The following is a 26,354-nucleotide window of genomic DNA, read 5'->3' as shown; positions in this document are numbered from 1 at the left end:
TGCGTCAACACGGTGACTTACCATTAGAAATGTGAGTGATCGTGTTCCGCTGACCGGTGAGCCGCTGGCCCTGGACCTGGTCAACACCCGCCCCTCCACCGGCGACCTGCTCGCCACCCCCGCCGACCTGCGGGCGTGGCTGGCGCTGCAGGCCGACCGGCTTCCCGGCGAGACGCACGAGACGGCGGAGCTCACCGCGACGGACCTGGCCGCGGTGCGCGCCGTCCGCGAGCACACGGCCGCCGCGATCGCCTGCGCGCGGCGGGGTGAACGGCCGCCCGCGTCCGCGCTGGACGGCCTCAACCGGGCGCAGCACGCCGCGCCCGCCGTCAAGGAGCTGTCCTGGAACGGCACCACGACGGTGGCCGTCCGGCGGCGCACCGGCCCGGCCGGTGTCCGGCTGGCCGCCTGGCTCGCCGAGGCCGCCGCCGACCTGCTGGCCGACCCGGCGATCGGCAGGGTCCGCCGGTGCGAGGCCGAGGACTGCGTGATGCTGTTCCTGCCCGCCCACCCGCGCCGCCGCTGGTGCGCGGCCGACCGCTGCGGCAACCGCGCCCGCGTCGCGCGCTACTACAGGCGGCACAAGACCGGGTGACCGGCCTCCCGGTCCTCCCGGTCCTCCCGGTCCTCCCGGTCCTCCCGAATCCCCGGCGCCGGGGACGCGTACGCGGATCCGCGTACGGCGGAGCCTCCGCTGAGCGGACGACCGCGCCGGGCCGTACGGACAGACTCGGACCATGCCGACCCTGCTCATCCGCGCCTTCCGCGCGCCCGACCTCCGGAAGAAGATCCTCTTCACGCTGGGGGTGATCGGGCTGTTCCGGTTCGGGCAGATCCTGCCCGCGCCCGGCGTGAACGTGGTCGCGGTGCGGGAGTGCCTGCGCGGGACCGGCGGCGGGTTCGCCGACATGCTGCAGCTGTTCAGCGGCGGGGCGATGCTGAAGCTCTCGGTGTTCGCCCTCGGGATCATCCCGTACATCACCGCGAGCATCCTGGTCCAGCTCCTCACCGTGATGGTCCCGCGCCTGGCGGCGCTCCGGAAGGAGGGGTCGCGGGGGCAGGCGAGGATCACCCAGTACACGAGGTACCTGACGGTGGCGCTGGCCGTGCTCCAGGCCACCACGGTCGTCGCGATGGCCCGCACCGGCGGGATCTTCCCCACCTGCCGCCGGGAGGTGCTGTACGACGCGGGCCCGGCGGCGTCCGCGGTGGTCGTGGTCACCATGGTGGCCGGGACGTGCGTGGTCATGCGGCTGGGCGAGCTGATCACCGACCGGGGGGTCGGGAACGGCATGTCCATGCTGATCTTCGTGCAGGTGGTCGCCGTGTTCCCCTCCTACGTCTCGACCGTCTTCGTGCTCAGCCCGTTCGCGCTGGCCGCGATGCTGCTGTCGGGCGTCGTCCTGGTGGCGGCGGTGGTGGCCATGGAGCAGGCGCAGCGGCGGATCCCCGTGCAGTACGCCAAGCGGACGGCCGGGCGCAGGATGTACGGCGGGACCTCGACCTACCTGCCGCTCAAGGTCAACCAGGCCGGGATCGTCCCCGTCATCTTCGCCTCGTCCCTGATCTCCCTCCCCCAGCTGGCGACGCAGGCGGCGGGCGGCACGGGGCCGGTCGCGGAGTGGGTCGCGTACCACCTCGCCTCGGGCTCCCACCCGGTCTACGTGGCGGCGTACCTCTCCCTGATCACGGCCTTCACCTACTTCTACGTGTCGATCACCTTCGACCCGGTGGAGGTGGCCGAGAACATGAAGCGGTACGGCGGGTTCGTGCCCGGCATCCGGCCCGGGCGGCCCACCGCCGAGTACCTGCGGTTCACGCTCTCCCGGCTGACCGCGCCGGGCGCCGCCTACCTCGCCGCGCTCTCGCTGATCCCGATCATCGCGTTCGTGATCCTGCGCGACCCGGCGACCCAGCAGAACTTCCCCTTCGGGGGGACGACCGTCCTCATCATGGTGGGGGTGGGCCTGGAGACGGTGAAGCAGGTCGAGGCGCAACTGGAGCAGCGCGCCTACACGGGCTTCCTCAGGGGATCGCCAGCCCGGACCTGACCGCGAAGACGACCAGCTGGGCGCGGTCGCGGGCGCGCAGCTTGACCATGGCGCGGCTGACGTGGGTGCGGACCGTGTCGGGGCTGATGACCAGCTCCGCGGCGATCTCGTCGTTCGACCGGCCGGTGGCGACCCAGGCGATCATCTCGCGCTCCCGGGGGGTGAGGGTGTCGAGGCCCTCGACCGGGGCGGCGTCGTGGCGGCCGAACAGGCCGATGACCTTCCTGGTGACGGAGGGGGAGAGCAGGGCCTCCCCCGAGGCGACGACCCGGATCGCGCGGGCGAGCTCCTCGGGGGCGCTGTCCTTCAGGACGAACCCGCTGGCCCCGGCCTGGAGCGCGGCGAAGACGTACCGGTCGACCTCGAAGGTGGTGACGACGACCACCCGGGTCGTGTTGAGCGCGGGGTCGGCGGCGATGGCCCGCAGCGTGTCGATGCCGTCCATGCCGGGCATGCGGATGTCGAGCAGGAGGACGTCGGGCCGGGTCTCGGCCAGCAGCCGGAGGGCGGCGGCGCCGTCGGCAGCCTCGCCGGCGAACTCCAGGTCGGGCTCGCGGTCGACGAGCGCCCTGAGCCCCATCCGCACGACGGCCTGGTCGTCGGCGAGCGCCACCCGGATCGGGCCCGGCGGAGGGCTCATGCGGCGCTCCGGCCGGCGGGCCCGCAGGCCGTACGGCGCCCGCGGGTCATGCCGTCCCCGCGGGCCGTACGGCGCCGGCGGGGAAGCGGGCCACCACCTGGAAGCCCCCGCCCTCCCGGGGGCCCGCGCTGAACGTGCCGCCGGTCTCCGCCACCCGGGCCCGCATCCCGGCCAGTCCCCGGCCCTCGGGCGCGCCGGACGGGCCGCTCCCCCGGTCGGCGACCTCCAGGACGAGCTCGCGCGGGTCGCCGGTGACGCGGACCAGCGCCCTGGTCGGACCGGCGTGCCGCAGGACGTTGGTCAGCGACTCGCGCACGACCCGGTAGACGGCGCCTTCGAGGTGGGCGGGGACGTCCGGCTCGGCGGGCTCCACGTCCACGGGCAGCCCCGCCGCGCGCACCCCGCCGATCAGCCGGGACAGGTCGTGGTCCGCGGCCCCGGAACCGTCGATGAGGTCGAGCGCGGAGCGGAGCCGGCCGAGCGCCTGCGTGCTGGTCGAGCGGATCGCCTCCAGCGACTCGCGGGCCCGGTCGGGCCGCTCGTCGAGCATGAGCAGGGCGATCCCGGCCTGCATGGCGATGGCGGCGAAGCCGTGCCCGGCGACGTCGTGCACCTCATCGGCGATGCGCGCCCGCTCCGCGGCGATCAGGTCGTCCAGCCCCGCCCGATCCGGGAGGCCCGGCTCCCGCACGTCCGCCCGTCCCGGAGCGGCCGTTTCCCGCGCGGCCGGAGGCGGGATCCGCCCGGCCGGAGCGTCCGCGCCGAGTGCCGGATCCGCCGAGGCGCCCGTGCTCAGGGACTGACCGGTCGCGTCGCGGGCCTGGGCGAGAGCGCCGGACGGCCACGGGACGGCCAGCCACCCCACCCACACCAGCATCAGGATGACCGGCAGGTCGCGCAGGCGCCCCAGGCGGGACAGCGCCGTCCCGGCCACCGCGAGGGAACTGCGCGGGCGGCCCTCCGGGCGCGGGTGCTCGGTCACCGTCCTCCATCGGAACCAGGGCTCGTGTGCCCCGATCCTAGCCAGTGCCGGGCGGCTCCGGCCGGTGCGCCCGCCGGCGACGGGATCCGCGGGGCGCGGCCGCCCGTCATCGGCCGGGCCGGTCCCGCAGGAAGACCGCGAAGCTCTCGGCCATGAGCCGGTACGGCTCCTCACCGAGGCCCAGCTTGGCGAAACCCCCCCGCGCGGACAGGACGGCGAGGCCGTGGATGGTCGCCCAGACCGTCCGGGCCGTGATCGGGGCCGGCTGACCGGAGGGCAGCGCGCCGGCCTCCTGCGCCTGCTCCACCGCGGTGACCAGGATCTGGAAGGCCGGAGGACCGGCCGCCGACTGCGGGCCCGGCCGCTCCCTGAACATGATGTCGAAGACGGCGGGGTTCTCCTCGGCGAACCGCAGGTAGGCCACGCCCAGCCGGATCACGCGCTCGCCGGGGTCAGGAGCGGTGCGGGCCGCCTCGTCCAGACCGGCGCCCAGAGCGACGTAGCCCTCGTCCGCCAGGGCGTCGAGCAGCGCCTCGCGGTCGGCGAAGTGGCGGTAGGGCGCGGCGGCGCTCACCCCCACGCGACGGGCCAGCTCGCTGAGGCTGAAGGCGGCGGCGCCCCGCTCGGCGAGCAGGCCGCGGGCGGCACCGAGCAGCGCCTCCCGGAGCGCGCCGTGGTGGTACGAGGTGCGGGTGCGGTCGCCGGCTGCCATGTTGACGACTTTAACATTGCCCCTTATGTTTAAGACGTTTACATTGTGAATGCCTTAAACATTGGTGGGAGAGCCATGCCCGGCAGTACCGCGGCGAAGGAATCGACGGCACGACGGCCCCACCCGCGGTCGCGGATCGGCTGGACCTGGGTCGTCCTGTCCTCGCTCCTCATCGCCGCCTACTCGCTCACCTCCTACGCGCAGGGCAGCCTCCGCACGCTGGCCGCCGACGACGTGGGGCTGGCGGGCGCCTACGCGGACGCCCCGGCGGCGGTGCAGGCGCTCTTCTACGCGCACGTCGTCAGCGCCTCGCTCGCTCTCGCCCTGGGAGGATGGCAGTTCTCCCACCGGCTGCGGAGGCGGTTCCCCGCCGCACACCGCAACGCCGGCCGCCTCTATCTGGGCGCGGTCGCGCTGGGCTCCGTCTCGTCGCTGGGCATGCTGCCGTTCAACTCGGCCGGGATGGTCGGCTTCTTCGGGTTCGGCGCGCTGGCCGTACTCTGGGCCTACAGCGCCCTGCGCGCCTACCGGGCGATCCGCGGCGGCGACGTGGCCCACCACCGGGCGTGGATGATCCGCAACTACGCGTTAACCTACGCCGGAACGACCCTGCGCGCCTGGACGAACGTCCTCATCATGGTGCAGGAACCGTTCGCGGGGGCGGGGGCCGACTTCGGCGCGCTGTTCGCCAACGCCTACAACGCGGCACCGTTCCTGTGCTGGCTGCCCAACCTCGTCGTCGCCGAGTGGCTGATCAGGCGCCGGGGGCTGCCGTCGTACCGGCTCACGCCCGCGGCCCCGGTCGCGGCGGCCGCGTGACCCGGCGGCCCGCCCGCGCGGGTGCCTTCCGGGCGCCCGCGCGGGCGGGTCAGCCTGCGCGGAGCAGGGGGAGGAGGACCTCGTCCACGGTGCGGGCGACGAACCCGTCGTCGAGCGGCTCGCCGGTCAGCAGCAGCCGGTGCCAGAGCAGGGCCTTGGTGACCTCGACGAGCGCCGTCAGATCGGGCTCGCGGTCGAGCTCGCCCCGCGCCCGGGCGCGGTCCAGCAGTTCCACGACCTCGTCCGCGCCGGACTTCAGCATGTGCCGGTGGAGCAGCCGCCCGAGCGCCGGGTCGCTGCGGATGGCCGGGAGCAGGCCGAGCACGATGGCGTGCTTGCGCTCGTAGATCCGGCAGAACATCGAGAGCCCGGCGGCCAGGTCGCCGCGCAGGGTGCCGGTGTCGGGCATCGGCTGGTGCTCCACCGCCAGGCCGTGCATGGCGGCGGCGACCATCTCGGCCTTCCCCGCCCAGCGGCGGTAGATGGTCGCCTTGCTGGCCCGGGCCAGGCGGGCCACCTGGTCGATGGACATCCGGTCGTAGCCCACCTCCGCCAGGAGCTCCAGGACCGCGTCCAGGATCGCCCGCTCCCGCTCGGGGTTGAGGTTCCGTGCGGCGCCCGGGCCGTCCGGCGTCCGGCCCGCGCCCTGTGCCGTCATCCCGGGTCCTTCCGCTTCTGTCCCGTCCGAGCCCCTGCGGGCGGGAGGTCAGGGGCGCACCTCGCCCCGATCGAACGCAGAGAAGCGTACTCCGGTCAGCTCCTCGGACGTCTCCCACAGCCGCCGGGCCGCGACCCGGTCGTACGCCTGGGCGGCCGGGCGGATGCGGGTGGGGTGCCCGCGCCGCTCGGCGAACCCGTCCGGGCCGAAGGCCTCTCCGCCGAGGACCCCGGCAGCGGTGGCGGCGTACAGCGAGGGCAGCGCACCGGCGGCGGCCGACTGCGCCGGGAGCTTGGCGAGGGTGACCAGCAGTCCCTGCATCGGGTTGCCGGTGCGGGCCAGGTTGGTGCGGGCGACCCCGGGATGGGCGACGGCGCTGACGAGGTCCGCGCCCGCGCCCGTGACGCGCCGGTGGAGCTCCAGCGCGAAGAGCACGTTCGCCAGCTTCGACTGGGTGTACGCGCGCAGCCGGCCGTAGCGGCGCTCCCCCATGAGGTCGTCGAAGTCCATCCGCCCCGAGCGGTGCAGGCCGCTGGTCACGGTCACCACCCGGGCGCCGGGCCGGGCGAGCAGCACCGGCAGCAGCAGCCCGGTGAGCGCGAAGTGCCCCAGGTGGTTGACGCCGAACTGGCGCTCGAACCCGTCGGCGGTCAGCCCCCGGGGCAGCGCCATCACACCGGCGTTGTTGACGAGCAGGTCGAGCCCGTCGTGCGCGGCGGAGAACCCCGTCGCGAACCGCTCGACCGAGGAGAGGTCGCCCAGGTCGAGCGGGAGCCACTCGACGGAGCCCCCTCCCTTACCGCCGGTCTCGGCGCGGATCCGCGCCGCCGCGGCCTCGCCCTTCCCCCGGTCCCGGCTCGCGATCACGACGCGGGCGCCGTACCGGACCAGTTCGAGGGCGGTGTGGAGGCCCACTCCCTCGCCCGCCCCGGTGACCACCGCGTTCCGGCCGCCCAGGCCGGGGATCTCCCTCGCAGTCCAGCGTGCCATCGTCCGCCTCCGCTCCAAGTGTACGAAACGGTTCCGTACACTTGGTGACGGTACAGACCCGCGTCCGCCCGGGCAAGCCCCGCAGGCCATCGGGACCGATCCCGCGCGGCCGCGACCCCCGAGCCGCACGAGGCCGTACGGCACGGCGGTCGACGGCATTCCCGGCGTTGGGCACACCGAGACGCGAACGCGACGAACAGTTTGTTACCGGAAAACTACTGTGGGCGACATAACGTTCACGTCCCGTCACGGAAAGAGCCCGCCGCGATGTCCTCCACCGCCGATCCCGCTCCCGAACCCGGCACGGCGCGGACCGGCCGCGTCACCTCGGCGCGGCGGTTCGCCCGCTTCGCCCTGGCCGTGTCCGTCGTGGGCATCCTGCTGCAGCTCGTCCTCAACACCTACTACCTCAGCGTCGGGCACGCACCCGCCCCGCACGACCTGCCCGTCGGCATCGTCGGCGCCCCCGGCCAGCGGCAGGCGCTGACCGCGCGGCTGGAGGAGGGCGGCGCGTTCGCCGTCACCGCCTACGCCTCACGGCAGCGGCTCACCGACGCGATCCGCGGCAAGGAGGTCTACGGCGGCGTGGACCTCACCGCCGAGCGGCCCACCCTGTATCTGGCCTCGGCCGCCGGCCCGGCCGCGGCGAACCTGCTGCGCACCACCTTCACCACCGCGACCGCCGAGCAGACCGGCGAGCAGGTCCAGGCCCTCGTCGACCGGGGCCAGGCGGTCCCCGCCGCCACCGTCGCGGCGCTGACCGCCCCGCCCGCCGTCTCCGACGTCGTCCCGCTGCCCGCCGCCGACCGCAACGGCGCCGCCCTCGGATTCCTGGTCCAGGCCCTGGCCCTGGGCGGCACCATCGCCTCCACCGGCCTGGGCCGCCTCATCCCCCTGACTCCCCGCTCCTACCGGCGCGGCCTGGGGCACGTGGCCACGCTGCTCGTCTACGCCCTGGGCTCGGCCGCGGTGGTGCTGTGGACGATGAGCTGGTTCGACATCGGCGCCGGCGCCGACAGGGGGCGGCTGCTGGCCGAGTTCACGCTGATCTCCCTGGCGATCACCGCCTCCACCGCCGGAGCCGTCGCACTCGTCGGCCCGGCCGGCGCGATCCTGGGGCTGGGCTACTTCACCGTCGGGACCGTCATCTCCGGCGCCGGCATCCTGCCCGAGTTCCTGCCCGGCCCCGCCCGCGCCATCGGCCAGGCGCTGCCGCCCGGCGCCGGCACCAGCGCCGTGCGCGACAGCCTGTACTTCCCGGCGGCCGATACCGGCGGCCCCCTTCTGGTGCTGGGCCTGTACGCCGGGATCGGCTGCCTCGTCGTCCTGGTCACCAACACCCTGCCCAACCGCTCCCGCAACCACTCCGAGGTCGACCTGCACCTCGTCGAGCGCCTGGAGGGCCCCTCCCTGACGCCTGCCGGAGCCGCCGGCGCGCGGTGACCGGTCAGGCGGGCGCGGTCGTCCGCGGCGCGCCGGGCGGAATCCGGCGCGCGTTCACCGCTCCCACCGCACGGGAAGCCCTCCCGACCGGCCCCGGCACGGAGAGCCCTCGCGCCTTGCAGCGATCTCCAGTCGGATCCAACCGATCTCCAAGCCCCCGTTGGTGGACTGTGCCGCGGTTCCGAAGAACGAGAGTGGAGCAACCGATGTCACGATTCTCCAAGACGGGCAAGCGCATCGCCACCGTGCTGTTCGGCGCGGTCGCCGCTGCCCTGATCAGCGCCACCGCCGCCGCTCCCGCCCACGCGATGCCCCCGTGGTGGTCGTACCAGGACGAGTACGGAGACGCCGGCCTGTACCAGGTCCACTACGAGGACGGGCGCCCCTACACGGTGGAGCTCTGCTGGAGCTACGAAGGCGGCCAGTACCCCTGCGGCCGGTACTTCTGACCGATCGGCCGGGCCCCCGCGCGGGGGCCCGGTCCGTCTCAGGTCACCGGAGCCCGTCCCCTGACGGCCCGGCGCCGCGGGACGCCTCCGGGAGCGCGGTACCGCCCGCGATCATCCGTCCGGCGGTTCCCGGCGCCGCCGCTTGATCCTTACGAGGGGGTTCGGCAGTGTGGGCGGCATGTCTCGTAACGCGTCGGACTGCCTTGAGGTTCGCGTCACCGCCGGCAGCCGTGAGGAGGCCGACCGGATCTGCGCGGCGGTGGTGGCCGAGCGCATGTCCGCGGACGCGCAGAAGATCTGGCCGATCACGTCCACCTACTGGTGGGACGGTGAGATCCGGCAGGCCGAGGAGTGGCTGCTGCTGCTGAAGACCACCGCGGAGCGCTTCGGAGAGCTCTCCCTGCTGGTGCGGGACCTGCATTCGTACGAGGTGCCGCAGATCGTCGCGGTTCCGCTGGCGGCCGGCACGGACGACTACCTCGGCTGGATCAGGCGGGAGACGAGCCTGGAGCCCCGCGCGTAGCGGCGGGGCCGCCGGCCCGTGCGGTCGCGACGGCCCCGCCTACCGAGCGGGTCCGGCCGCGTCGGCCGAGCCGGCCCGCCCGCCGCCGAACACCTCCCCGACGAGCCTCTGCGTCGCCTTCTGGAACGCCTCTCCCAGGGACAGCGCGGCGTCGTCCACGTAGTTCAGCGAGGCGGTCAGGGTCCTACCGCCGTCGGGCGTGCTGTACATCAGCGCCGCGTGGCCCGCGATGCCGCCGTTGTGGGAGATGACGGTGCCGCCGTCCGGGCCCGCGTCCTGCACGAACACTCCCAGGCCGTAGCCGGCCTTGGGATGCGGCGTGCACATCTCGGCCAGCAGCGGGGCCGGCAGGAGCCTGCCGCCCATCAGCGCGGAGACGAACGTGTGGAGATCCCGGGTGGTGGAGATCATGTCGCCGCCGGTGGAGATCCAGGAGGGGTTGTGGCGGGTGACGTCGACCGTCTCCTCCCGGCCCGCGTCCTGGTAGCGGTAGTAGGCGTGCGCGTGCGGCTCGGGGACGTCCGGCCAGGTGGTCGGCGCCGCGGTGCCCGACAGGCCGAGCGGCCCCAGGACGAGCCGCTGCAGCTCCTCGGCGTAGGTGTGGCCGGTGGCCTTCTCGATCAGCAGCCGGGCCAGCACGTAGTTGGTGTTGGAGTAGCTCCAGTCCGTGCCCGGCTCGAACCGCGCCGGCTTGGACAGCGCCAGCTCCACCAGCTCCTGCGGCCGGTAGGTCGTGAACCGGTTCTCCACCCACTCCCTGCCCGCGGTGGTGGCGGCGATCCCCGGCACGTACGTCCCGTCGGGGTCGTAGTCGCCGGTGAAGTTGAACACCCCGCTGGTGTGCTGCAGCAGCATCCGCACCGTGATCCGCTCGTCCAGACCGGACTCGGGCAGGTGGTCGGCCACCGGGGCGTCCAGCTCGAGCCCGCCCTCGGCCACGAGTCGCAGCACCAGGGCCGCGGTGAAGGTCTTGGTGGTGCTGCCGATCCTGACGTGCCCGTCGACCGGCGGCTCGGCTGTCCCGCCCAGCACGGCCGCCCCGGCGCTGCCGACCCACTCGCCCCGCTCGTCGTTCACCCGCAGCGTCATCCCGACGAAACCGGAATCGACGATCTCCTCGATGATCTTCTGCAGCTCCGGGCGGTCCGGCCCGGTCCGCGGGGTGGGCTCGTTCTGGCCGGCCTGGGTGATGGACATGGTCGTGTGCTCCTTCGGAAGTGGCGGTGCGGGTCGGTGTACGTCAGGCGGCGTCGAGGGCCGCGGTGATCTTGCGGGCCATCTCGGCCACGGCGGGACCGGGCTCACCCTGCTCGGCGCGGGCGGCTGCTTCGACGGCGACGACGACCGTCCTGCGGAAGTCGTCGGCCTCCGCCGGAGCCTGCTCCCTGAGCAGGATCATGGCCGCCGTCAGGGCCGGCAGCACCTGGTCGGCGAGTTCGGCCACGGTCCTGCCGTACTTCACGCCCCTGGGCGCCTTGGCGAGCACGTGCCCGACCTGGCCGGTCGCGGAGGTCAGGGCGATGGAGCCGTGGGTGGCGACCTTGTGGGCCGAACCGGCGGCACCGGCGGCGGACATCAGCGAGACGGCGCCCCAGGCGGCGGTGCGCAGGGTGAGCTTGTTCTGGTCGGTAAGGGTGACGGACATGGTGGTGCGCTCCTTCGGAACTGATCTCGGAAGTGGTACGGAAGTGAGCCGAACGGACGGATGGCGGAATGCGGTCCTGCCGGAACCGGGGGCGTCCGGACCGCCGGAGGCGGGGCCGGGGCCGGTGTCAGTCGTCGATCGCCTGGTAGAGCGTGGTCCAGAAGTCGTGGATGAGCCGCGCCGGATCCGGGACGGACATCCCGACCTGGGTGAGCAGGATGCCGGTGAGCTGCTTGTCCGGGTCGGCGTAGGTCGAGGTGCCGCTCCCCCCGTCCCAGCCGAACTGGCCGACGGACGCGTAGTCGCCGCGGTAGGTGCGAACCGCCATCCCGAAGCCCCAGCCGCCGTGCTGGCCTTGGCCGAACGACAGATGGACGTTGTCGGCGGCCATGGCGTGCCGGGCGGCCTGCTGCTCGGGAGTGAGGCGGTTGGTGGTCATCAGCTCGACGGCGGGCCGGGACAGGATCCGCTCACTCCCGTGCATCCCGCCGTTGAGCAGCATCCGGAAGTAGGCGTGGTAGTCGTCGGCGGTGGAGACCAGTCCGCCACCGCCGCCCTGGAACGCCGGGGGGCTGCTCCAGCGTCCGCCCTCGGCCTCGTCCCACACGGTGAACTCCCCGGTCCGCGGGTCGGGGGCGTAGAGGGCCGGCAGCCGGTCGATCCTGTCGGCGGGCACGTGGAAGGCGGTGTCCTTCATGCCCAGCGGGTCGAAGATGCGTTCGCGCAGGAACGTCTCGAACGACTGGCCGGTGACCCTGGCCACCAGCACACTGAGCACGTCGTGGCTGATCTGGTACTGCCAGCGCTCGCCGGGCTGGTGCATCAGCGGAAGCGTGCCCAGGCGGCGCATCCACTCGTCCGGCCCGGGCATCGGCTCCGGCAGGTCGGGGGTGAGCCCCCGCTCGAAGATCGCGCCCATGATCGGCGAGCCCAGCGCCGTCATGTCCATGCCGAGCCCGAACGTGGAGGTCAGCAGATCCCGCACGGTGATCGGCCGCCGCGCCGGCACGGTGTCGTCCAGCGGCCCGTCGGCCTGCTTCAGCACCCGGCGGTCGGCGAGCTCCGGCAGCCACGGCTCCACCGGGTCGTCCAGCCGCAACCGGCACTCGTCCAGCAGGACCATCGCCGCCGCCATCGCGACCGGCTTGGACGTCGAGGCCATCCGGAAGATCGTGTCCCGGCGCATCGGCGCGCCACCTCCGTGGCGCATCGTCCCGATCGCTTCGACGTGCGCCTCCCCTCCCCGGCCGACCAGGGCGACGAGCCCGGGGATCCTGCCGGACTCGACATGCCGTGCCAGCACGTCGCGCAGTCTGCGCAGTCCCGCTGCGGAGAAGCCGCCGTTACCGGTTTCCATCATGAATCTCCTTACGCACAGTGTTCGGTCTGCGGGACCGGCCCCGGCGCGGCGGCCATGGCCTCCGCGAGCCGGGTCCGGTGGACCGGGCCGCGGAAGCGCGACCGCCGAACCGTTCATGGCGTCCACCATCGCCGCCCGCGCTGATACCGGGACGTCACCGTCCTGACGCGGCCGCTGACACGGCACCGCGCGACCGGCGCCGTACCTGCGCCACTCCCCGGAGCGGGGGAGCGGCACCCCTCCCGCGGGGGAGCACACCGGCCCGCGGCCCGGAGAGGCTGGCACCATGAGCACCGCACCCATGGCCCGCCCCCCTGCATCGGCCGCGCCCCCGAGCCGGTTCACCGTCTGGGCCGGCCGAACCATGATCTTGATCGCCGTGGCGCACACCATCGTGTTCGCCCGCCTCGCCCCCTGGTCCGGCTGGCTCGCCGGGGACCTCCGCAACCGTGCCGCGGACAGCGACTCGGTGGCGACGTTCTGGGCGCTGCCGGGTGGGTTCGCCGTGGTGCTGATGCTGCTGGGGCTACTGGTGGCACGGGCGGGGGGGCAGGGACAACGCGTTCCCGGGTACGTCGGCTGGGTGCTCCTCGCCTGGGCGGCGCTGGCCGTCAGCCTGATCGGACCGAGCGGTTTCCTTCTCGCGGTCGTCCCCGCCGGGCTGCTCATCGCGGCGGACATCACCGCCGGACGACGCCCCGCGGCCGGTCCTGGGCGCGTCCCGCCGTCCCGACCGGTTCGACCCGGGCCGACGGGCGCGGCCGGTCCGCCTGGGACGGCGGGGAAGCGCACCACGGACGAGGGGCGTCAGTCCCCGTAGTCCTCGAACTCCCATCCCCCGGTCCGGCCGGTCCTCGCAGCGAGCTCACCCCGCGTCGGGGCCTCGAGTACGGCGATGCGGCCGCTCGGCCAGCGGGTCACCCCGGCAGAGCGCGGTTCGCGGACGAGCTCCCCTTGGACGTATCGGTTTAAGTGATCTGCAAGTGGCACATCGCAGACTCTCCTCATCCGCACGACACTGCCGTCCGCTCGGACGACACGAAGGGGAAACACCATGCAGTTAGGCAAGAAGCTCACCGCCATCGCCGCCTGCGCCTTCATGGCGAGCGGGGCGCTGGCCGCGGCGTTCCCCGCAGCAGCTACTGCCTCTACGACGGGGGAAAGTGCAGCACGTTACTATTACGGCGCCATCGCCGTATCGCGGGACGGCGATATCGGCAGGTCTTGGGACTACGGAACAGAGGCTACCGCCAAGCGGCGGGCACTGAGGGAGTGCGGCCACTCCAGCTGCAAAGTCCTCACCACCTTCGTCAACGGTTGCGGTGCCGTCGCCTACAACTCCAAGAGAAACGTCTACTGGGGTGGCCGGGGGAGCACACCCGCCAGAGCCAAGAGGAACGCCATCGCCAACGCCGGCGGCGGGCGCTGGATCGCATACCAGTGCACCAAGCGATAACGCTGACCGGATGCGTGAACGCCTGACGGGGTGAGTACGCCGGCCGGAACGCGATCGCGTTCGCCGAGCACCTCGCCGGGTGGGCGGAGGGGCACGCCGTCGAGGCCGAGCCGCCCACCCTCAACGGCCACCGGGTGACGATCTCTGCCGTGTGCCCCGGATCGGCAGGCCGCGGTTTCAGGCCCTGCGGTCGGCGACCTCGCCAAGGTCCGTCGGGAGCCGCTGACCGGCGGAGGACGGAACGGCGGCGCCCTCTCCTCACAACACGGTCGAGACAACACAGTCGAGCACGTTCACGCGGTGCTCCGGAAGGCTCTCGGGGACGCGGTCACCGTCGGCGAGAGCCTTCCGGACGATCCGGCGGCGCGGCGCGCCGCCGCTTGGTGGAGGGCGACAAGCGGGCGGCGACGGCGGCAATCTCGGGGCTCTCGGGGCTCTGCCGGGGCGGCAGACGCCGGTGGCTCCCGAAGGCGGGGAAGAGACCGGGTGAGCACCGAAAGCAAGAAGGCCCTGAGCGGCGTAATGCCTGCTCAAGGGCCTTCTTCGTGTGGCGCGGCCGAGAGGACTCGGACCCCTAACCTTCTGATCCGCAGGAAGGGCGCGTTCCAGGTCGGCGGACTCGCGCCCTGGTCGGGCGGTAGATGCGGGTCGGTGGTGTGTGATCGTGTAAGGCGGTGTTGCTGTACGGCGTTGCTATACCGCTCCCACCCTGCTCAAGTCCTTCGTGTCACCATGCCGGGGTGCGAACCATGGAAGAGCTCATCACCGTTGACGACCCGGCGTGGCCGACACTCCTGGAGGTGATCATCACCTCCAGCGAGGTGATCACAAGGATGTTGCCAGCGGACGCCAGACAAGGCCGTAGGTGCCTGCATCGGTTACAGGTGTCGGCGCGATCGTGGCTGGGAGCCATGGCCCTGCACTCCGGCGGCCTGCTGGTCGATCATGGCTGGGTGCGCGTGCTCGGCGGTTCCTCGGGCCTGCCCGGTATGCCGGACCTGCTGCGGGCGAGTGCCTTGCCCACGATCGCTTCCGCGCACCCAGCGCCGTCTCGGCTGATCATCGCCTATGACGTGCTTGGTGGCGTCTTCGCGATCAAAGGCGGTGTCGCCCCTGCCGGTGCACTACCGGGCAAGCCCGGTGAGGTGCTCTATTTCGCTCCGGACTGTCTGGAGTGGGAGTCCTTGGAGCTCAGCTATGAGAACTGGCTGCGTTGGCTGTTGTCTGGCCGGCTGGCGGGCTTTTATGAGAGCTTCCGCTGGTCGGGCTGGCAGCAGGAAACGAGAACGCTGGCTCTCGATCAGGGTGTTTCGTTCACACCGCCCCTGTGGTCAGCTGAAGCCCAGAACGACATCGACGCCACCGATCGGCACCCCGTTCCGCTGGCGGAGTTGCTGGGGCTGCATAGCGAGTTCTCCCGGCGGTTCGGCCTCCCCGACCCTGGCCTTTCTTGACCTACGACGTCTTTATTACGAGTTAGAACACGATCGTCCAGGACCGTCCACAGCCGTCTTCCGGCCCAGGTCGGACGGCATCCATGAGGTCCCTCAGTCCATGGTCGTCCAGAGCCGTCCAGACCTGTTGTTAGCACCTGCGTTAGCAAGATCAACGCTTGCATCTCCCCTCCGGATCGGTCACCGAACCGCGCGTAGGATCTCCATTGCCTGAAGCACGTCTGTGACGACATGGTCCGCCTCGTGCTCCTGGTCCGGCCACGTCCCTCTGTCGATCCAGACGGTCCGCAGGCCAGCGGCCCGTCCTCCGCCGATGTCGGCGACCAGGTGGTCACCAACCATCCATCCCCCACTGGCAAGGGTCATGCCGCACCGCTTGGCCGCGATCTCGAATAGGCCGGCATCGGGCTTGCGGATGCCTTCGAGCCCGGAGAGCGCGTAGGCGTCGACGGCCTGGGCCAGTCCCGTCCGCTGGATCTTCCCGAGCTGGTTGTCCGCGGTGCCGTTGGTGACGATGGCCACCTTCCACCCGGCCGCACGCAGCCGCGCCAGTCCGTCTATCACCTCGAGCCGGCAGCGCACGAGGTACGGCATGCGCCTGCGGTAGCGGCCCCACAGCTCCTCGACCGATTCGGCGAGGGCGAAGTGCTCGCGGACCTTGCCGAAGAAGACCTCCCGATGCGGGTAACCCGCCTGGTCGAGAGCGATCAGCCAGTCAACCGCCTCGCGGTCGAGGCCGTACCCGCCGGCGAACTCCGTGGCCCACGTCCGGAACGCCTCGTCCAGGTTCACGAGCGTGTTGTCCAAGTCGAAGAGCGCGAGCCGTTGCACGATCATCACCCTGCGGGCCGACCGTCTTCTCAACCGGCGGCCGATGGGTACCGGGCTGCCGCGAGGTCGTCGGCGAGGTCCTTCATCGTGAGGTCGGCGTTCAGCGCGGTGACCGCCGTCTGCGTCAGCGGGCACAGGGCGTAGACGTGCCGCACCGCATCGAGGTCCACGGGGACCTCGTAGTAGTCCTCGGCGAACCGCTGGAACGCCTCCGCAGACGGGTCGGCCAGCAGCGCGAACAGGTGCGCCGCGCCGTCGGGGTCGCTCGCACCGTCCGGGTAGTCGATCTCACCGACCCGCCAGCGGTCGTCGCCGCTCTCGCGCCACAGGCAGGCGGTCACGACCGGTATGCCGTCCTCGTCGCAGAACGCGGGCTCGGTCACGCAGTGGCGGAAGACCTCGGGGACGGAGTCGAGCACCCCCGGCCACGGTCCGTCGTCGCCGTACGGGCTCATCACCGCCTCGTGGTCGAAGCCGCGGATGTAGGCACCCGCTCCCGAGAAGACGATGGAGTACTCGTCTCCGGAGCCGTTGCGCATGGAGGCCATCTCCTCCCCGGGGCTCCAGGTCGCGTCGAAGGAGTGGTAGCGGCTCTCCCAGTCCGGGCTGAGGATGGCCTCCAGCACCGCCATGGACCGGCACAGGTCGCGAAGCCTCGGGATATCAGGCAGCAGCCGGGCCACCTCATGAGCAGTCATGAACCTCATTCAACCGGACGCCGGCGACATCCTCCCGATATGTCCTCATCCTGGATGTAGGGGACTACCAGCACTTCAGCAAGGGCGGCGGCTGAGACCGGGGCCGATCACGGGGTGACCCCTGACCTGCGGTTCAGCATCTCATCGGTTCCCGGCGTTTCCTGTGGCAGCGCGGCATCACCCCGCGCATCGCCCGCCGCGGCGTCGAGTCCAGTCAGCGCCTGGGCCGTCATCGGTGGGTGATCGAGCGCACGATCGCCTGGCTGGTCGGATGCCGTCGGCTGCATCGCCGCTACGAGCGCCGCGCGGACCACTTCGCGTCCTTCGTCGCGCTGGCTGCCGCTCTCATTTGCTACCGCCGACTCACCAAATGAGTCGCCCTCTAAGGCCCTTTGGGATCACCCAAAGGGCCTTACGTAAGTATGCAAGAGTTTGATTTGTAACCGAGAAGACATGCTCACCTAGCGATCGCGAGAATTTTGATAATCAATTTTTGTGATTTAAAGGAATGGTACTTGGGGTAAGTCGTTCAGTTCACTTTCGCGCCGGCGCAACGGAGGGCGAATGACGCATCCAGCGAGTTGCGGGCGTGCCAAAGGGCATCACTGCGCATGTTCCGTATGCGGTGGGACACAGCATGGTTGGACCTATGGCCTCATGCTGGCTCGCGACCCTTCTCCCGTTGCCCGCCAAGAGGCGAGAGACCGCAGCGATTCCGACTGGGCTGAAACCCGCCCTCCCGTAGGCCGACGAGGGCCGTCCAAGCGCAGGCAGGAAGCCGCCACCGATAGCGCCACCGTCGATCTCGTTGACTGGCTATCCGAGAACCCGAGAACCATCGAACACATCCAGGAAGTCGGCGATGTCCTTTCCGGCCCTGTAATCAGAGAGCTGGATAAGAGGTTCGGCGGCAGCACGCCGCGAGAGACCAGAAGACATCTCACCAATCACTTCTGGTGCGATCTCCTTGTCGCCCTGGCGGAGGCCGTCGAGAAGTTCTCGAAAGCCATGGACCGGATACCGGAGTACGTGACGATGGCCATCACGCAGTCCAGAAAGGCCGAGCGTCGCGGCGTTCTCCTTGAAGGGTTGGTGGCTCTGGCCGTACGGACAGCGTGGGAGCCCGTCAAGAGCATGCTCCATACGACTGGGATCGAGGAGCTTCAACGGACGTGCCGGATCCTCGCCGTCCTGATCTGTCCGGCACCCGAGAATCACAAGGCGGTCCAAGACGGCGCTCTTCTTCCCTTGGCAAAGGAAGGGATGCTGGAGACCAGCAGAGAGCGGCTTGAGCAGGTCTTCCCGGCAGAGTGGGTCCGCCGCCTCCGAGAGGGCCTCGGCGGCGCCTGAGCAAGACCGCCGGAGTCTGACCCTGGAGGCTGGGCGCGAGCCCGCTGATGCCGTCAGATCCCGTTGCTGTATCCCACTGCTGTACGGAGATCAAAAAGGCCCATTCCGATGATCGGAATGGGCCTTTGAGCTGCTGCGCGGCCGAGAGGACTCGAACCCCTAACCTTCTGATCCGTAGTCAGATGCTCTATCCATTGAGCTACGGCCGCTTGCCTGCCGCCGGGCACTTGACGTGATCGGCGACAGAGAGAACTCTACCAGACCCGACACGGGTGCTTGAGCCAACGAGACGATGCCCGCCCCACGACCACCCCGTGACTCACGACCGGAGAGAAGGCTCGGCCCGAGAATCCTCGCTGACCTTCTTGGGGAACAGGGTGTAGCTCACCGGCCAAATGGCGCTGATCATCACGATCTTGTCCAGGACCCCCGTGAACCCGGTCAGCGCCTCCGTCCTGGACGGGTCGTCCACCAGCCAGACCAACCCGTGCAGCAGGCCGTACGTGATTCCGCACGCCACGACGATCCGCAGCCACATGACCCACTCGTAGCGGGCCCTGGCCATGCCGCCCGCGGGGGGCTTCCACGGCTCGGGGCCGCCGGCGAAGCGGTGGGCGAACCGCGCGTCGGCCCACTTCATCGTCCGGTGGCCGAAGACGACGGAGTAGGCGAGGTACGCGGCGGCCAGACCGTGGTGCCAGCCGGCCTCGGCGCCGCCGCGCATGTCGATCACGGCGGCGGCCAGGAGGACGACGTCGAGCAGCGGCACCGCGATCAGCAGCACGGTGCTGAGCCGCTTCTTCCTCCACAGGTAGCGGGCGGCCAGGCCGAGTCCGAGCAGGACCCAGAACCCGATCTCGCAGGCGACGATTATCCCCAGAACCATGGATTCATGATTGCGGAGCACCCCTCGCGATTCACCGTTCATCGTGATGAACCGGTGTACATCCTTGTGTGTACGGAGGACAGGACCCGGGCCGGACGAGCGGTGCCGTCCGAGGTGGTGAGATGGGACCCATGAGACGGGACGACGTGCTGTGGGCGGTGGCGTGCTTCGCCGGCGGCCTCGTCCTGCTCTCCGCGGGGGCCCACGTCGACCGGCCGACGCCCGTCCACCTCCTCGCCGCCCCGCTGCTGGTCACCTGCCTGGGGGTCGCGGTACGGCGGAGCAGGCCGCTGCTCTGCCTCCCGCTGGGGATCGCGGCGCTCCTCGGCGACCTCGCGCTGGGCCCGTCCCTGGGCACCATCCTGATCCTCACCGACAACCTCTACGCGGTGGTCCTGTACGGCCCGCGCCCGCTGGGCCGGTGGATACTCGGCGTCACCTCGTCGATCGCCGTCGTCGGCGGCTCGGTGGCCGCGTTCATCTTCCGGGACTTCGCGGCCTTCGCCATCGTCCTGGTCCAGATGGCCCTGGTCGGCGTCATGCCCGTCATCACCGCGCTGTTCATGGCGCAGTTCCGGGACCAGGCGGATGCCGAGCGGGCCAGGGCCGAGCAGGTGGCGCGCCTGGCGGAGCTGGACCGCAGGACCGCGGTCCAGGCCGAGCGCGCCCGGATGGCCCGGGAACTGCACGACGTGATCGCCAACCACTTCAGTGCGATCGCCATCCAGTCCACGGCGGTGCTCTCGCGCAAGGACCTGGACGCCGGGGTCGTGCGGAAGGTGCTGGAGTCCGTCCGGGAGAACAGCGTCCAGGGGATGGCCGAGCTGCGTTCCATGATCGGGCTGCTCCGGCAGGAGGGCGAGGAGCCCGAGATGTCCGAGGCGGTCCGGCTCCGGCTGGCCGACGCGGACGAGCTGGTGGAGCGGGCGCGCGAGGCGGGCCTGACCGTACGGCTCCGCGTGGACGGCACGGCCGGGGAACTGCCCGCCTCCGTGGACCTGGCCGGCTACCGGATCCTCCAGGAGTCGCTCACCAACGCGCTCAAGCACGGCGGCGGGACGGCCGAGGTGAAGATCGGCTACCGGGCGGCCGAGGTCGTGCTGACCGTGGACAGCCCGGCGGGCGGAGCCGCTCCGGGGCTCCCCGGCGCGAGGGCGGGTCTCGTCGGCATGCGGGAGCGGGCCGCGCTCGTCGGCGGGGCGGTCGAGGCCGGGCCGCGGGACGGCGGCTGGCGCGTGCGGGCCGTACTCCCCACCGCTCACCCGCCCGCCGCCCATCCGCCCGCCGCACGCCCCGCGACCGCCGCGCACCCGACCGGTGCCGCGACCCGGCCGGCCGGGTCGCCGTGAACATCCGGGAGACCCCGTGACGATCCGTGTTCTGGTCGCCGACGATCATGCGGCGGTCCGCGCCGGGATCGTCCTCATCCTGGACGGCCACGACGACATCGAGGTCGTCGGCGAGGCCTCGGACGGGGAGCAGGCCGTCGAGATGGCGGCGCGCGAGCGGCCCGACGTGGTGCTGATGGACATCCGGATGCCGAGGCTGGACGGGATCTCGGCCACCCGCGAGCTGAGCGGGATCGCCGACGTGCTGATCCTGACCACCTTCGACCTCGACGAGTACGTCTTCGGGGCGCTGCGCGCGGGGGCGGCCGGGTTCCTGCTCAAGAACACCGACGCCGACGCGCTGGTCGACGCCGTCCGGGTGGTGGCCCGGGGCGACGGGCTCATCTCGCCCTCGGTCACCCGGCGGCTGATCTCGGCGTTCGGCGAGGCCGTACCCCGGCGGACGCCGCACGACGTCGGGAGCCTGACCCCGCGCGAGCGCGAGGTGCTGGCGTGCGTCGGCCGGGGCCTGTCGAACGCGGAGATCGCCCGCGAGCTGGACATGGCGGAGGCGACCACGAAGACGCACGTCAGCCGGGTGCTGAACAAGCTGGGCCTGCGCAGCCGGGTCCAGGCCGCGATCCTCGCCCAGGAGCTCTCCCGCGACTCCTCGTAGGGCGCCGGTGCCGGTACGCCGCCGGTCCCGCGGCGTACCGGCACGCCCGGCGGCCCCGTCAGGTCGCGGGGACGTAGAGGGAGAGGGTGTCCGCGACGCAGGCGGGCTTGTCCCGGCCCTCGACCTCGACGGTCATCCGCATCTTCGACAGGTATCCCGCCGGCGTGCCCTTCAGGTCCACCAGCTCCGCCCCCGCCCGGACCCGAGCGCCGACCGGGACCGGGGAGGGGAAGCGGACCTTGTCGAGCCCGTAGTTGATGCCCATGGCCAGGCCGTCCACCCGCAGCAGCTCCATCATGAACGAGGGCAGCAGCGACAGACTCAGGTAGCCGTGGGCGATGGTCCCGCCGAACGGCCCCTTGGCCGCGGCCTCGACGTCGACGTGGATCCACTGGTGGTCGCCGGTTGCGTCGGCGAACAGGCCGACCTGCTCCTGGGTCACGGTCCGCCACTCGGTGCGGCCGAGGTGCTCGCCGACGGCGGCCTTGAGTTCCTGGACGTTCGCGAAAATCCTCATGTCCGGAACTTTATTCCGTTCTTGGGACCGCGAGAAGGTTCACGACCGTGAGTTCCTTCCCGCCGCCCTCCGGGATCGTCTCGCAGTGCCTGGTCTTGCCGGTGGGAGAAGGGAAGCCCGACGGCCGGGGGATCTTCTCGGCCTCGACCATCCTGCACCTCTCCACGTTCCTCAGGTCCTCGTCCCAGTAGACGATCGAGCTGGGCGAGGAGGAGGTACCGCGCCCGTAGCTCCCACCGCCCCTCCCGTCGGACCTGCCGACCCCGGCCAGGGTCCCGGTCACCGGGTCGTACACCGCTGCCACGGGAACGGAGTGGTCCTCGATCTCCTCGCCCCGCTCGTCCCTGCCCACCACGCCGGAGACGCTGAACATCCCGAAGTCCCGGGCCAGTACGAAGTCCCGGCCCATGGCGTGCAGGCCGGGCACGGTTCTGCGCTGCGAGCCGTCCGTCCGCCCCGCGACGATCCTGTTCTCCTCGCTCTCCCCCGCCCCGAAGCACCACTCCAGGCCGCAGCCGAAGGCCTTCATCCCCTCCGGAACGCTCACCTCGGTCGTCTGCATCGTCTCCAGGTCGACCAGCCTGGTCTGCGGCTTCTCCCAGTCCCGCTCGCCGACGTCGGTCGCCCACGGCCACGACAGCAGGTGCAGCCCGTCGGTGCCCTCGATCCGCTCCGGGGTCCCGCCGCCCAGCGGCATGCGGTAGACCCCGCCGCCGGACACCGACCAGACGACGGAGTCCGCGGTGGTGCCGAGCGCCTCCACCTCGGCCTGCTCCCCGGTCACCACGCCGACCTGCCGCGCCGTACCGCCCGTGCGGGGCACCACCCAGAAGTCGGCCCACCGGTCGCCGCCGTCGGGCGTCGTGCCGTACCACGCGACGTACTCGGCTCCCACGTCGACGCTCTGCGCGAAGTACCCCTTCACCCCCTCGGGGGCGGGCATCTCGGCGAGCACGGTACGGCTCCCGCGCGCGGTGTCGTAGACCTCCAGCCGGCCGGACCTCTCGAACGACGACTCGGCCGCAAGCAGCAGCTCCGTGGCGCTCAGCGCGGTGATCGGACGGTACCTCCACCCGTCCGGCGCCTTGGCCGGGATCGTCGACACCGCGGCCGGCCAGACCTCGGCGGCCGGGCGGATCCGCGGGGCCTTCCCGGCCTGCGTCGGCCGCTGCGGCGAGGGCGCCGGCGTCGTCATCACCGCCGTCGCCGTGGCGTCGGCGAGGATCGGGCCTTCCCCGCCCCTGTGGGAGAAGACCCCCCTCGCGACCGCCGTACCGCCGCCGACCACCGCGACCACCGCGGCGACCGCGAGGACCGACTGCACCCGTCTCCGCGTCCGCCTGGCCCGCCGCGCCCCGATCGCGCCGAGCAGGTCCCCCGGCGGCTCGGGCGCGGCGTCCGCCGCCCCGGACAGCGTGCGGACGAGCTCCTCCTCGTACCTGTCGTTCATCGAACCCGCCCCGTTTCAAGATCGGAAACCCGTACCCTGAGCTTGTCCAGCGCCCTGGCCGCCTGGCTGCGCACCGTGCCCCGCGAGATGCCGAGCAGCTCGGCGATCTCCTGGTCCGGCAGCCCCTCGTAGTAGCGCAGGACCAGGACCGCCCGCTGCTTGGGCGGCAGCCCCTTCAGCTCGTCCCACAGTCCGGCGTCGCCGTCGAAGCCGGCCTCGGTGTAGGGCTTCTCCGGCACCTCCGCGACCAGCCGCTCGCGGCGCAGCCGCCGCCAGGCGCTGATGTGCAGCCGGGCCATGGTCGTGCGGACGTACCCCTCCGGGTCGTCTCGCCTGCGCACCCTCGCCCACGAGTCCCCCAGGCGCATCAGCGCCTCCTGCGCCAGGTCGGCCGCGTCCTCGGCGTTGCCGGTGAGGACGTAGCCGTACCGGTACAGCGCGCTTCCCCGTGCGGCGACGAACTCTGCGAACTCCACGAAGACAGGGACGTGCGGACGCCGCATTCTGTTGCACGGCGTCCGTCCCCGGTTCGCGGGAAGCCGCCCGGCGCCCCCGCCGCACGGCTCGCGGGCGGGCGTCCGGCGTTCCGTCGTACGACATTCGGGTACGGCTTGCGGGCGGACATCCGGCGTTACTCCGCACGTCATCCACGACTCCTACGGTGCCCGGCATGAGACGACGCGTTGCGACCACGTTCTGCACGGCCGTACTGGCCCTCTCCCTCGCCGCCCCGGCGGCCGCCGACCCCGGAGCCGGGTCCCGCGGGCACGGCGGCGGGGACTTCGGGCGGGCCGCGCTGACCGGGTTCGCCTCCCTGCCCGCGCTGACGTTCGTGCCGGGCAGCGAGCCCTCGGGCAGGTCGCTCGGCACGGCCCCGGTCAACGGCGTGACCCCGCCCTTCGCCGGCCAGCCGGTCCAGGGCTTCAGCGGCATCGTGCGGCGGCACGACGGCACCTTCGAGGTGCTGTCCGACAACGGCTACGGCGGCAAGGACAACAGCTCCGACTTCCTGCTGCGCGTGCACCGGATCAGGCCCGACTTCCGGCGCGGCACGGTCGAGGTGCTGGGCGGGTTCGACCTCGGCGACCCCGCCGGTCACGTGACCTGGCCGCTGACCCGGGCCGACCGCACGCTCACCGGCGCCGACTTCGACGTGGAGTCGATCGTGCGGGCCGGGGACGGGACCTACTGGATCGGTGACGAGTTCGGCCCGTTCCTGCTGCACTTCTCCTCCTCCGGCGAGCTCCTGGAGGCTCCGGTCCCGCTGCCCAGCGTGATGGCGCCGGAGAACCCGCTGCGCGGCGGCGACCCGGCCAACCTGGGCCGGAGCAAGGGCTTCGAGGGGATGGCCCGCTCGGTCGACGGGCGCAGGCTGTACCCGCTGCTGGAGGGCACCGTGCAGGGCGACGAGGCGGGGACCCTGCGGATGATGGAGTTCGACCTGCGCAGGCGGGCCTACACGGGCAGGCGCTGGGCCTACCGGATGGACGGCCCGGAGCACGCGATCGGCGACATGGTCGCGGTGGACCGGCACCGCTTCCTGGTCATCGAGCGCGACAACCTCCAGGGCGACGCGGCGAGGACGAAGAAGGTCTATCTCGTGGACACCCGGGGCGAGAGCCTGCGCAAGACCCTCGTCGCCGACCTGCTCGACCTGGCGAACCCCCGCGGCCTGGGCGGTTTCGGGGAGACCTTCCGCTTCCCGTTCCAGACGATCGAGGACGTCGTGATCCTCGACGACCGCACCCTGGGGATCCTGGACGACAACAACTTCCCGTTCTCCGCGGGCCGTACGGCGGGCAGGCCCGACGACAACGAATTCATCAAGGTGCGGCTCTCGCGCCCGCTGCAGGCCGACCCGCGCGTGTATCGCTGAGCATTCTGGGAAGTTTCACCGGATTTTTCCGGAAACAACAGGCTTCAGGGGCCGATGGTGGCCGCAGGACGGTTCCGGTAACGAGACCGTCCTGATGCCATGAGAGCTTATCCTCAAGGAACGCTCCAGAAACTGACAAAGGGAACGGTTACGTCCATGTGGCCTCCATCATCTCCCCAGGACCCTCAAGGCCAGCAGCCCCCCGGTGGGCCTGGACAGCCCCCCGCAGGTCCCTGGCAGTCCCCCCAGCAGCCTCCGTACGGCCAGCAGCTGCCGCCCTTCCAGCAGTCGCAGCCGCAGCCGACCATCCCGTACCGCCCCCAGGACCAGCCCTACAACCCGGGCCAGCAGCCGTACAACCCGGGTCAGCAGCCCTACAACCCGCAGGGCCAGCAGCAGGGTCCGGGCGGCCCCTGGTACCCCCAGGGCGGACCGCCCAAGCGCAAGCCCGTCTGGCCCTGGGTCGTCGGCGTGGCCGTCGCGGTCGTCGTCGCCCTCGTGGTCGTCTTCGTCGTCGTGCTCCCGGGTGACTCCGGGAAGCCCACCGCGGGATCGAGCACGGCCCCGACCGCGGCGGCCTCGTCCCCGGCCGACCCCAGCGGCGAGCCCACCGCGGCCCAGACCGAGCAGTCCTCGCCGCCCGCGGTCCCGGACGGCCGGACCGTCACCTCCACCGACGGCAAGAGCCAGCTCACCATCCCCGCCGACTGGGAGACCCTCTCCCTGCTCAACGAGGCCGACGTCCAGGTGGGCAACCAGGCCAAAGAGCAGTACCTGATGGTCATCACGGAGGACAAGGCCAGCTTCGACCTCGACCTGGCCGGCTACGGCAAGCTGGTCATCGAGCAGATGCAGACGAAGCTGACCAACACCTCCGCCGGCGAGCCCCAGCAGCTGACGATCAACGGTGCCCCCGCGATCCAGTACGAGCTCCACGGCACCGCCCAGGGCGTGCGGATCACCTACTGGGTGACCCTCGTGCAGGGCGCGGCGGACTTCCACCAGGTCCTCACCTGGACGCTGGAGACCAAGGGGGAGGAGCACGGCCCGCTGCTCCGCGACGTCACCGCGACCTTCAAGGACCTCGGCGCGTAGAGGCCTTGGCCCGAAGGTCATTAAGTGGTTAACTAATGCAGGACATGGAGAACGGCTACTCGCTGCTGGACAGCACGATGTACGCACTGATCATGCGTCTCGGCTCCCACAAGCGCCGGCTCGCGGCCGGCCTGGAAAGGCTGGGGCTGCACCTGGGCCAGGAGGTCTACCTGGCCCAGCTCTGGCGTGAGGACGGGCTGTGCCAGGGGCATCTGGCCGGATGCGCCAAGGTGTCCGCCGCCAACGTCACCCAGGTGCTGCGCGGCCTGGAGAGGCAGGGCCTGGTGGTCCGCCGCCGCGACGAGGCGGACGGCCGGATCCAGCGGATCTGGCTGACCGACGCCGGCAGGGCGCTGGAGAGGCCGGTGGGCGAGCTCTGGCGCGAGGCCGAGGACGCCTGGCTGTCCGGCCTCACGCCGGACCAGCGCAAGGTGCTCGACCACCTGACGTGAACGACCCGCACCC

29 protein-coding genes, 1 tRNA gene and 1 pseudogene are annotated in these 26,354 nt (G+C 71.7%); 16 read left to right on the top strand and 15 right to left on the bottom strand.

All coding sequences use genetic code 11. The annotated features are described in order from the left end of the window. Positions 1-31 precede the first annotated feature (31 nt). The gene (locus FHS22_RS01065; RefSeq protein WP_184937472.1) at positions 32-595 is read left to right on the top strand and encodes a CGNR zinc finger domain-containing protein; all 564 of its coding nucleotides are present in this window, start codon (positions 32-34) and stop codon (positions 593-595) included. 142 nt (positions 596-737) lie between these two features. After that, the gene (secY, locus tag FHS22_RS01060; RefSeq protein WP_184937470.1) at positions 738-2,051 is read left to right on the top strand and encodes a preprotein translocase subunit SecY; all 1,314 of its coding nucleotides are present in this window, start codon (positions 738-740) and stop codon (positions 2,049-2,051) included. Here the strand turns inward: secY and FHS22_RS01055 are convergent. The 3 genes from FHS22_RS01055 to FHS22_RS01045 form a co-directional block, all read right to left on the bottom strand. Further along, complete coding sequence (locus tag FHS22_RS01055; RefSeq protein WP_184937468.1) at positions 2,026-2,691, bottom strand: response regulator; 666 nt, start codon at positions 2,689-2,691, stop codon at positions 2,026-2,028. The two genes, secY and FHS22_RS01055, sit on opposite strands and share 26 nt — an antisense overlap. A gap of 46 nt (positions 2,692-2,737) precedes the next feature. After that, positions 2,738-3,673: a sensor histidine kinase gene (locus tag FHS22_RS01050; protein WP_184937466.1), complete on the bottom strand. Its 936-nt coding sequence runs from the start codon at positions 3,671-3,673 to the stop codon at positions 2,738-2,740. A gap of 106 nt (positions 3,674-3,779) precedes the next feature. Beyond that, positions 3,780-4,385 carry a TetR/AcrR family transcriptional regulator gene (locus FHS22_RS01045; RefSeq protein WP_184937464.1) on the bottom strand — a complete coding sequence of 202 codons (606 nt, stop codon included), beginning with the start codon at positions 4,383-4,385 and terminating at the stop codon, positions 3,780-3,782. 75 nt (positions 4,386-4,460) lie between these two features. Here FHS22_RS01045 and FHS22_RS01040 point away from each other — a divergent pair, with 75 nt between their 5' ends. Beyond that, a complete protein-coding gene (locus FHS22_RS01040; protein WP_184937462.1) occupies positions 4,461-5,204 on the top strand; it encodes a DUF2306 domain-containing protein in 744 nt (247 codons plus the stop codon). A 49-nt stretch (positions 5,205-5,253) separates the two neighbouring features. On the opposite strand, the gene FHS22_RS01035 is transcribed toward FHS22_RS01040, so the two are convergent. Together FHS22_RS01035 and FHS22_RS01030 are read right to left on the bottom strand one after the other, a co-directional pair. After that, a complete protein-coding gene (locus tag FHS22_RS01035; protein WP_184937460.1) occupies positions 5,254-5,862 on the bottom strand; it encodes a TetR/AcrR family transcriptional regulator in 609 nt (202 codons plus the stop codon). A gap of 48 nt (positions 5,863-5,910) precedes the next feature. Continuing rightward, on the bottom strand, positions 5,911-6,852 hold the full coding sequence (locus FHS22_RS01030) for an oxidoreductase (RefSeq protein ID WP_184937459.1): 942 nt from the start codon (positions 6,850-6,852) through the stop codon (positions 5,911-5,913). A 267-nt stretch (positions 6,853-7,119) separates the two neighbouring features. Between FHS22_RS01030 and FHS22_RS01025 the strand changes: the two genes are divergently transcribed. From FHS22_RS01025 to cutA, 3 genes are all read left to right on the top strand, one after another. After that, a complete protein-coding gene (locus tag FHS22_RS01025) occupies positions 7,120-8,295 on the top strand; it encodes a hypothetical protein (protein WP_184937457.1) in 1,176 nt (391 codons plus the stop codon). A gap of 206 nt (positions 8,296-8,501) precedes the next feature. Then, positions 8,502-8,744 carry a hypothetical protein gene (locus FHS22_RS01020; protein ID WP_184937454.1) on the top strand — a complete coding sequence of 81 codons (243 nt, stop codon included), beginning with the start codon at positions 8,502-8,504 and terminating at the stop codon, positions 8,742-8,744. A gap of 178 nt (positions 8,745-8,922) precedes the next feature. Then, complete coding sequence (gene cutA / locus FHS22_RS01015; protein ID WP_184937452.1) at positions 8,923-9,267, top strand: divalent-cation tolerance protein CutA; 345 nt, start codon at positions 8,923-8,925, stop codon at positions 9,265-9,267. Between the two features lie 39 nt (positions 9,268-9,306). Here the strand turns inward: cutA and FHS22_RS01010 are convergent, their stop codons facing one another. The 3 genes from FHS22_RS01010 to FHS22_RS01000 form a co-directional block, all read right to left on the bottom strand. After that, a complete protein-coding gene (locus tag FHS22_RS01010; RefSeq protein WP_184937450.1) occupies positions 9,307-10,464 on the bottom strand; it encodes a serine hydrolase domain-containing protein in 1,158 nt (385 codons plus the stop codon). A gap of 43 nt (positions 10,465-10,507) precedes the next feature. Next, positions 10,508-10,912 (bottom strand): hypothetical protein, encoded by a 405-nt coding sequence (locus tag FHS22_RS01005; RefSeq protein ID WP_184937448.1) that lies wholly within the window; start codon positions 10,910-10,912, stop codon positions 10,508-10,510. A 127-nt stretch (positions 10,913-11,039) separates the two neighbouring features. Next, positions 11,040-12,269, bottom strand: a complete 1,230-nt coding sequence (locus FHS22_RS01000) for a serine hydrolase domain-containing protein (RefSeq protein WP_184938309.1) — start codon at positions 12,267-12,269, stop codon at positions 11,040-11,042. 289 nt (positions 12,270-12,558) lie between these two features. Between FHS22_RS01000 and FHS22_RS00995 the strand changes: the two genes are divergently transcribed. The 3 genes from FHS22_RS00995 to FHS22_RS00985 all read left to right on the top strand — a co-directional run bounded on the left by FHS22_RS00995 (position 12,559) and on the right by FHS22_RS00985 (position 15,182). Continuing rightward, positions 12,559-13,092, top strand: a complete 534-nt coding sequence (locus FHS22_RS00995; protein WP_184937446.1) for a DUF6463 family protein — start codon at positions 12,559-12,561, stop codon at positions 13,090-13,092. 234 nt (positions 13,093-13,326) lie between these two features. Further along, a complete protein-coding gene (locus tag FHS22_RS00990) occupies positions 13,327-13,728 on the top strand; it encodes a DUF4189 domain-containing protein (RefSeq protein ID WP_184937444.1) in 402 nt (133 codons plus the stop codon). A 749-nt stretch (positions 13,729-14,477) separates the two neighbouring features. Further along, positions 14,478-15,182 carry a DUF2625 family protein gene (locus FHS22_RS00985; protein WP_221473076.1) on the top strand — a complete coding sequence of 235 codons (705 nt, stop codon included), beginning with the start codon at positions 14,478-14,480 and terminating at the stop codon, positions 15,180-15,182. Between the two features lie 180 nt (positions 15,183-15,362). Here FHS22_RS00985 and FHS22_RS00980 read toward each other — a convergent pair whose 3' ends face one another. After that, positions 15,363-16,046: an HAD family hydrolase gene (locus FHS22_RS00980; RefSeq protein WP_260407559.1), complete on the bottom strand. Its 684-nt coding sequence runs from the start codon at positions 16,044-16,046 to the stop codon at positions 15,363-15,365. Further along, positions 16,043-16,711, bottom strand: a complete 669-nt coding sequence (locus FHS22_RS00975; protein ID WP_184937440.1) for a hypothetical protein — start codon at positions 16,709-16,711, stop codon at positions 16,043-16,045. Before FHS22_RS00975 ends, FHS22_RS00980 begins: the two co-directional genes overlap by 4 nt. A gap of 152 nt (positions 16,712-16,863) precedes the next feature. Here FHS22_RS00975 and FHS22_RS00970 point away from each other — a divergent pair. Next, positions 16,864-17,085 (top strand): annotated as a pseudogene (locus FHS22_RS00970) (transposase); the annotation flags it as partial. 283 nt (positions 17,086-17,368) lie between these two features. Continuing rightward, complete coding sequence (locus FHS22_RS00965) at positions 17,369-18,061, top strand: hypothetical protein (protein ID WP_184937439.1); 693 nt, start codon at positions 17,369-17,371, stop codon at positions 18,059-18,061. A 136-nt stretch (positions 18,062-18,197) separates the two neighbouring features. Here FHS22_RS00965 and FHS22_RS00960 read toward each other — a convergent pair. After that, positions 18,198-18,270: transfer RNA gene (locus tag FHS22_RS00960), tRNA-Arg, on the bottom strand. A gap of 110 nt (positions 18,271-18,380) precedes the next feature. Further along, complete coding sequence (locus FHS22_RS00955) at positions 18,381-18,947, bottom strand: hypothetical protein (protein WP_184937437.1); 567 nt, start codon at positions 18,945-18,947, stop codon at positions 18,381-18,383. Between the two features lie 131 nt (positions 18,948-19,078). Here FHS22_RS00955 and FHS22_RS00950 point away from each other — a divergent pair, with 131 nt between their 5' ends. Both FHS22_RS00950 and FHS22_RS00945 read left to right on the top strand, forming a co-directional pair. Beyond that, positions 19,079-20,296 carry a sensor histidine kinase gene (locus tag FHS22_RS00950; protein WP_260407558.1) on the top strand — a complete coding sequence of 406 codons (1,218 nt, stop codon included), beginning with the start codon at positions 19,079-19,081 and terminating at the stop codon, positions 20,294-20,296. Positions 20,297-20,312: 16 nt separating this feature from the next. Beyond that, positions 20,313-20,951, top strand: a complete 639-nt coding sequence (locus FHS22_RS00945) for a response regulator (protein WP_184937433.1) — start codon at positions 20,313-20,315, stop codon at positions 20,949-20,951. A gap of 58 nt (positions 20,952-21,009) precedes the next feature. On the opposite strand, the gene FHS22_RS00940 is transcribed toward FHS22_RS00945, so the two are convergent. Genes FHS22_RS00940 through FHS22_RS00930 form a run of 3 tightly spaced genes read right to left on the bottom strand, consistent with a single transcriptional unit; the run spans position 21,010 to position 23,394 of the window. Then, on the bottom strand, positions 21,010-21,468 hold the full coding sequence (locus FHS22_RS00940; protein ID WP_184937431.1) for a MaoC family dehydratase: 459 nt from the start codon (positions 21,466-21,468) through the stop codon (positions 21,010-21,012). Positions 21,469-21,478: 10 nt separating this feature from the next. Continuing rightward, complete coding sequence (locus FHS22_RS00935; RefSeq protein WP_184937429.1) at positions 21,479-22,918, bottom strand: hypothetical protein; 1,440 nt, start codon at positions 22,916-22,918, stop codon at positions 21,479-21,481. Next, positions 22,915-23,394, bottom strand: a complete 480-nt coding sequence (locus tag FHS22_RS00930; protein WP_338047544.1) for a SigE family RNA polymerase sigma factor — start codon at positions 23,392-23,394, stop codon at positions 22,915-22,917. Before FHS22_RS00930 ends, FHS22_RS00935 begins: the two co-directional genes overlap by 4 nt. Positions 23,395-23,588: 194 nt before the next feature. On the opposite strand from FHS22_RS00930, the gene FHS22_RS00925 reads away from it, so the two are divergent. From FHS22_RS00925 to FHS22_RS00915, 3 genes are all read left to right on the top strand, one after another. Beyond that, entirely contained in the window at positions 23,589-24,794 is a 1,206-nt protein-coding gene (locus tag FHS22_RS00925; protein ID WP_184937425.1) for an esterase-like activity of phytase family protein, read from the top strand. Positions 24,795-24,950: 156 nt separating this feature from the next. Continuing rightward, positions 24,951-25,889, top strand: coding sequence for a hypothetical protein (locus FHS22_RS00920; RefSeq protein ID WP_184937423.1), 939 nt, complete (start codon positions 24,951-24,953; stop codon positions 25,887-25,889). A gap of 35 nt (positions 25,890-25,924) precedes the next feature. Further along, positions 25,925-26,341, top strand: a complete 417-nt coding sequence (locus tag FHS22_RS00915) for a MarR family winged helix-turn-helix transcriptional regulator (RefSeq protein WP_184937421.1) — start codon at positions 25,925-25,927, stop codon at positions 26,339-26,341. Positions 26,342-26,354 lie beyond the last annotated feature (13 nt).

This window comes from Thiemannella venezuelensis (assembly GCF_014203605.1).
In the GTDB taxonomy this organism is placed as follows: Bacteria; Actinomycetota; Actinomycetes; order Streptosporangiales; family Streptosporangiaceae; genus Planomonospora_A; species Planomonospora_A venezuelensis.
Note: the sequence above shows the minus strand (reverse complement) of the source record. Positions and strands in the feature narration are given on the sequence as shown.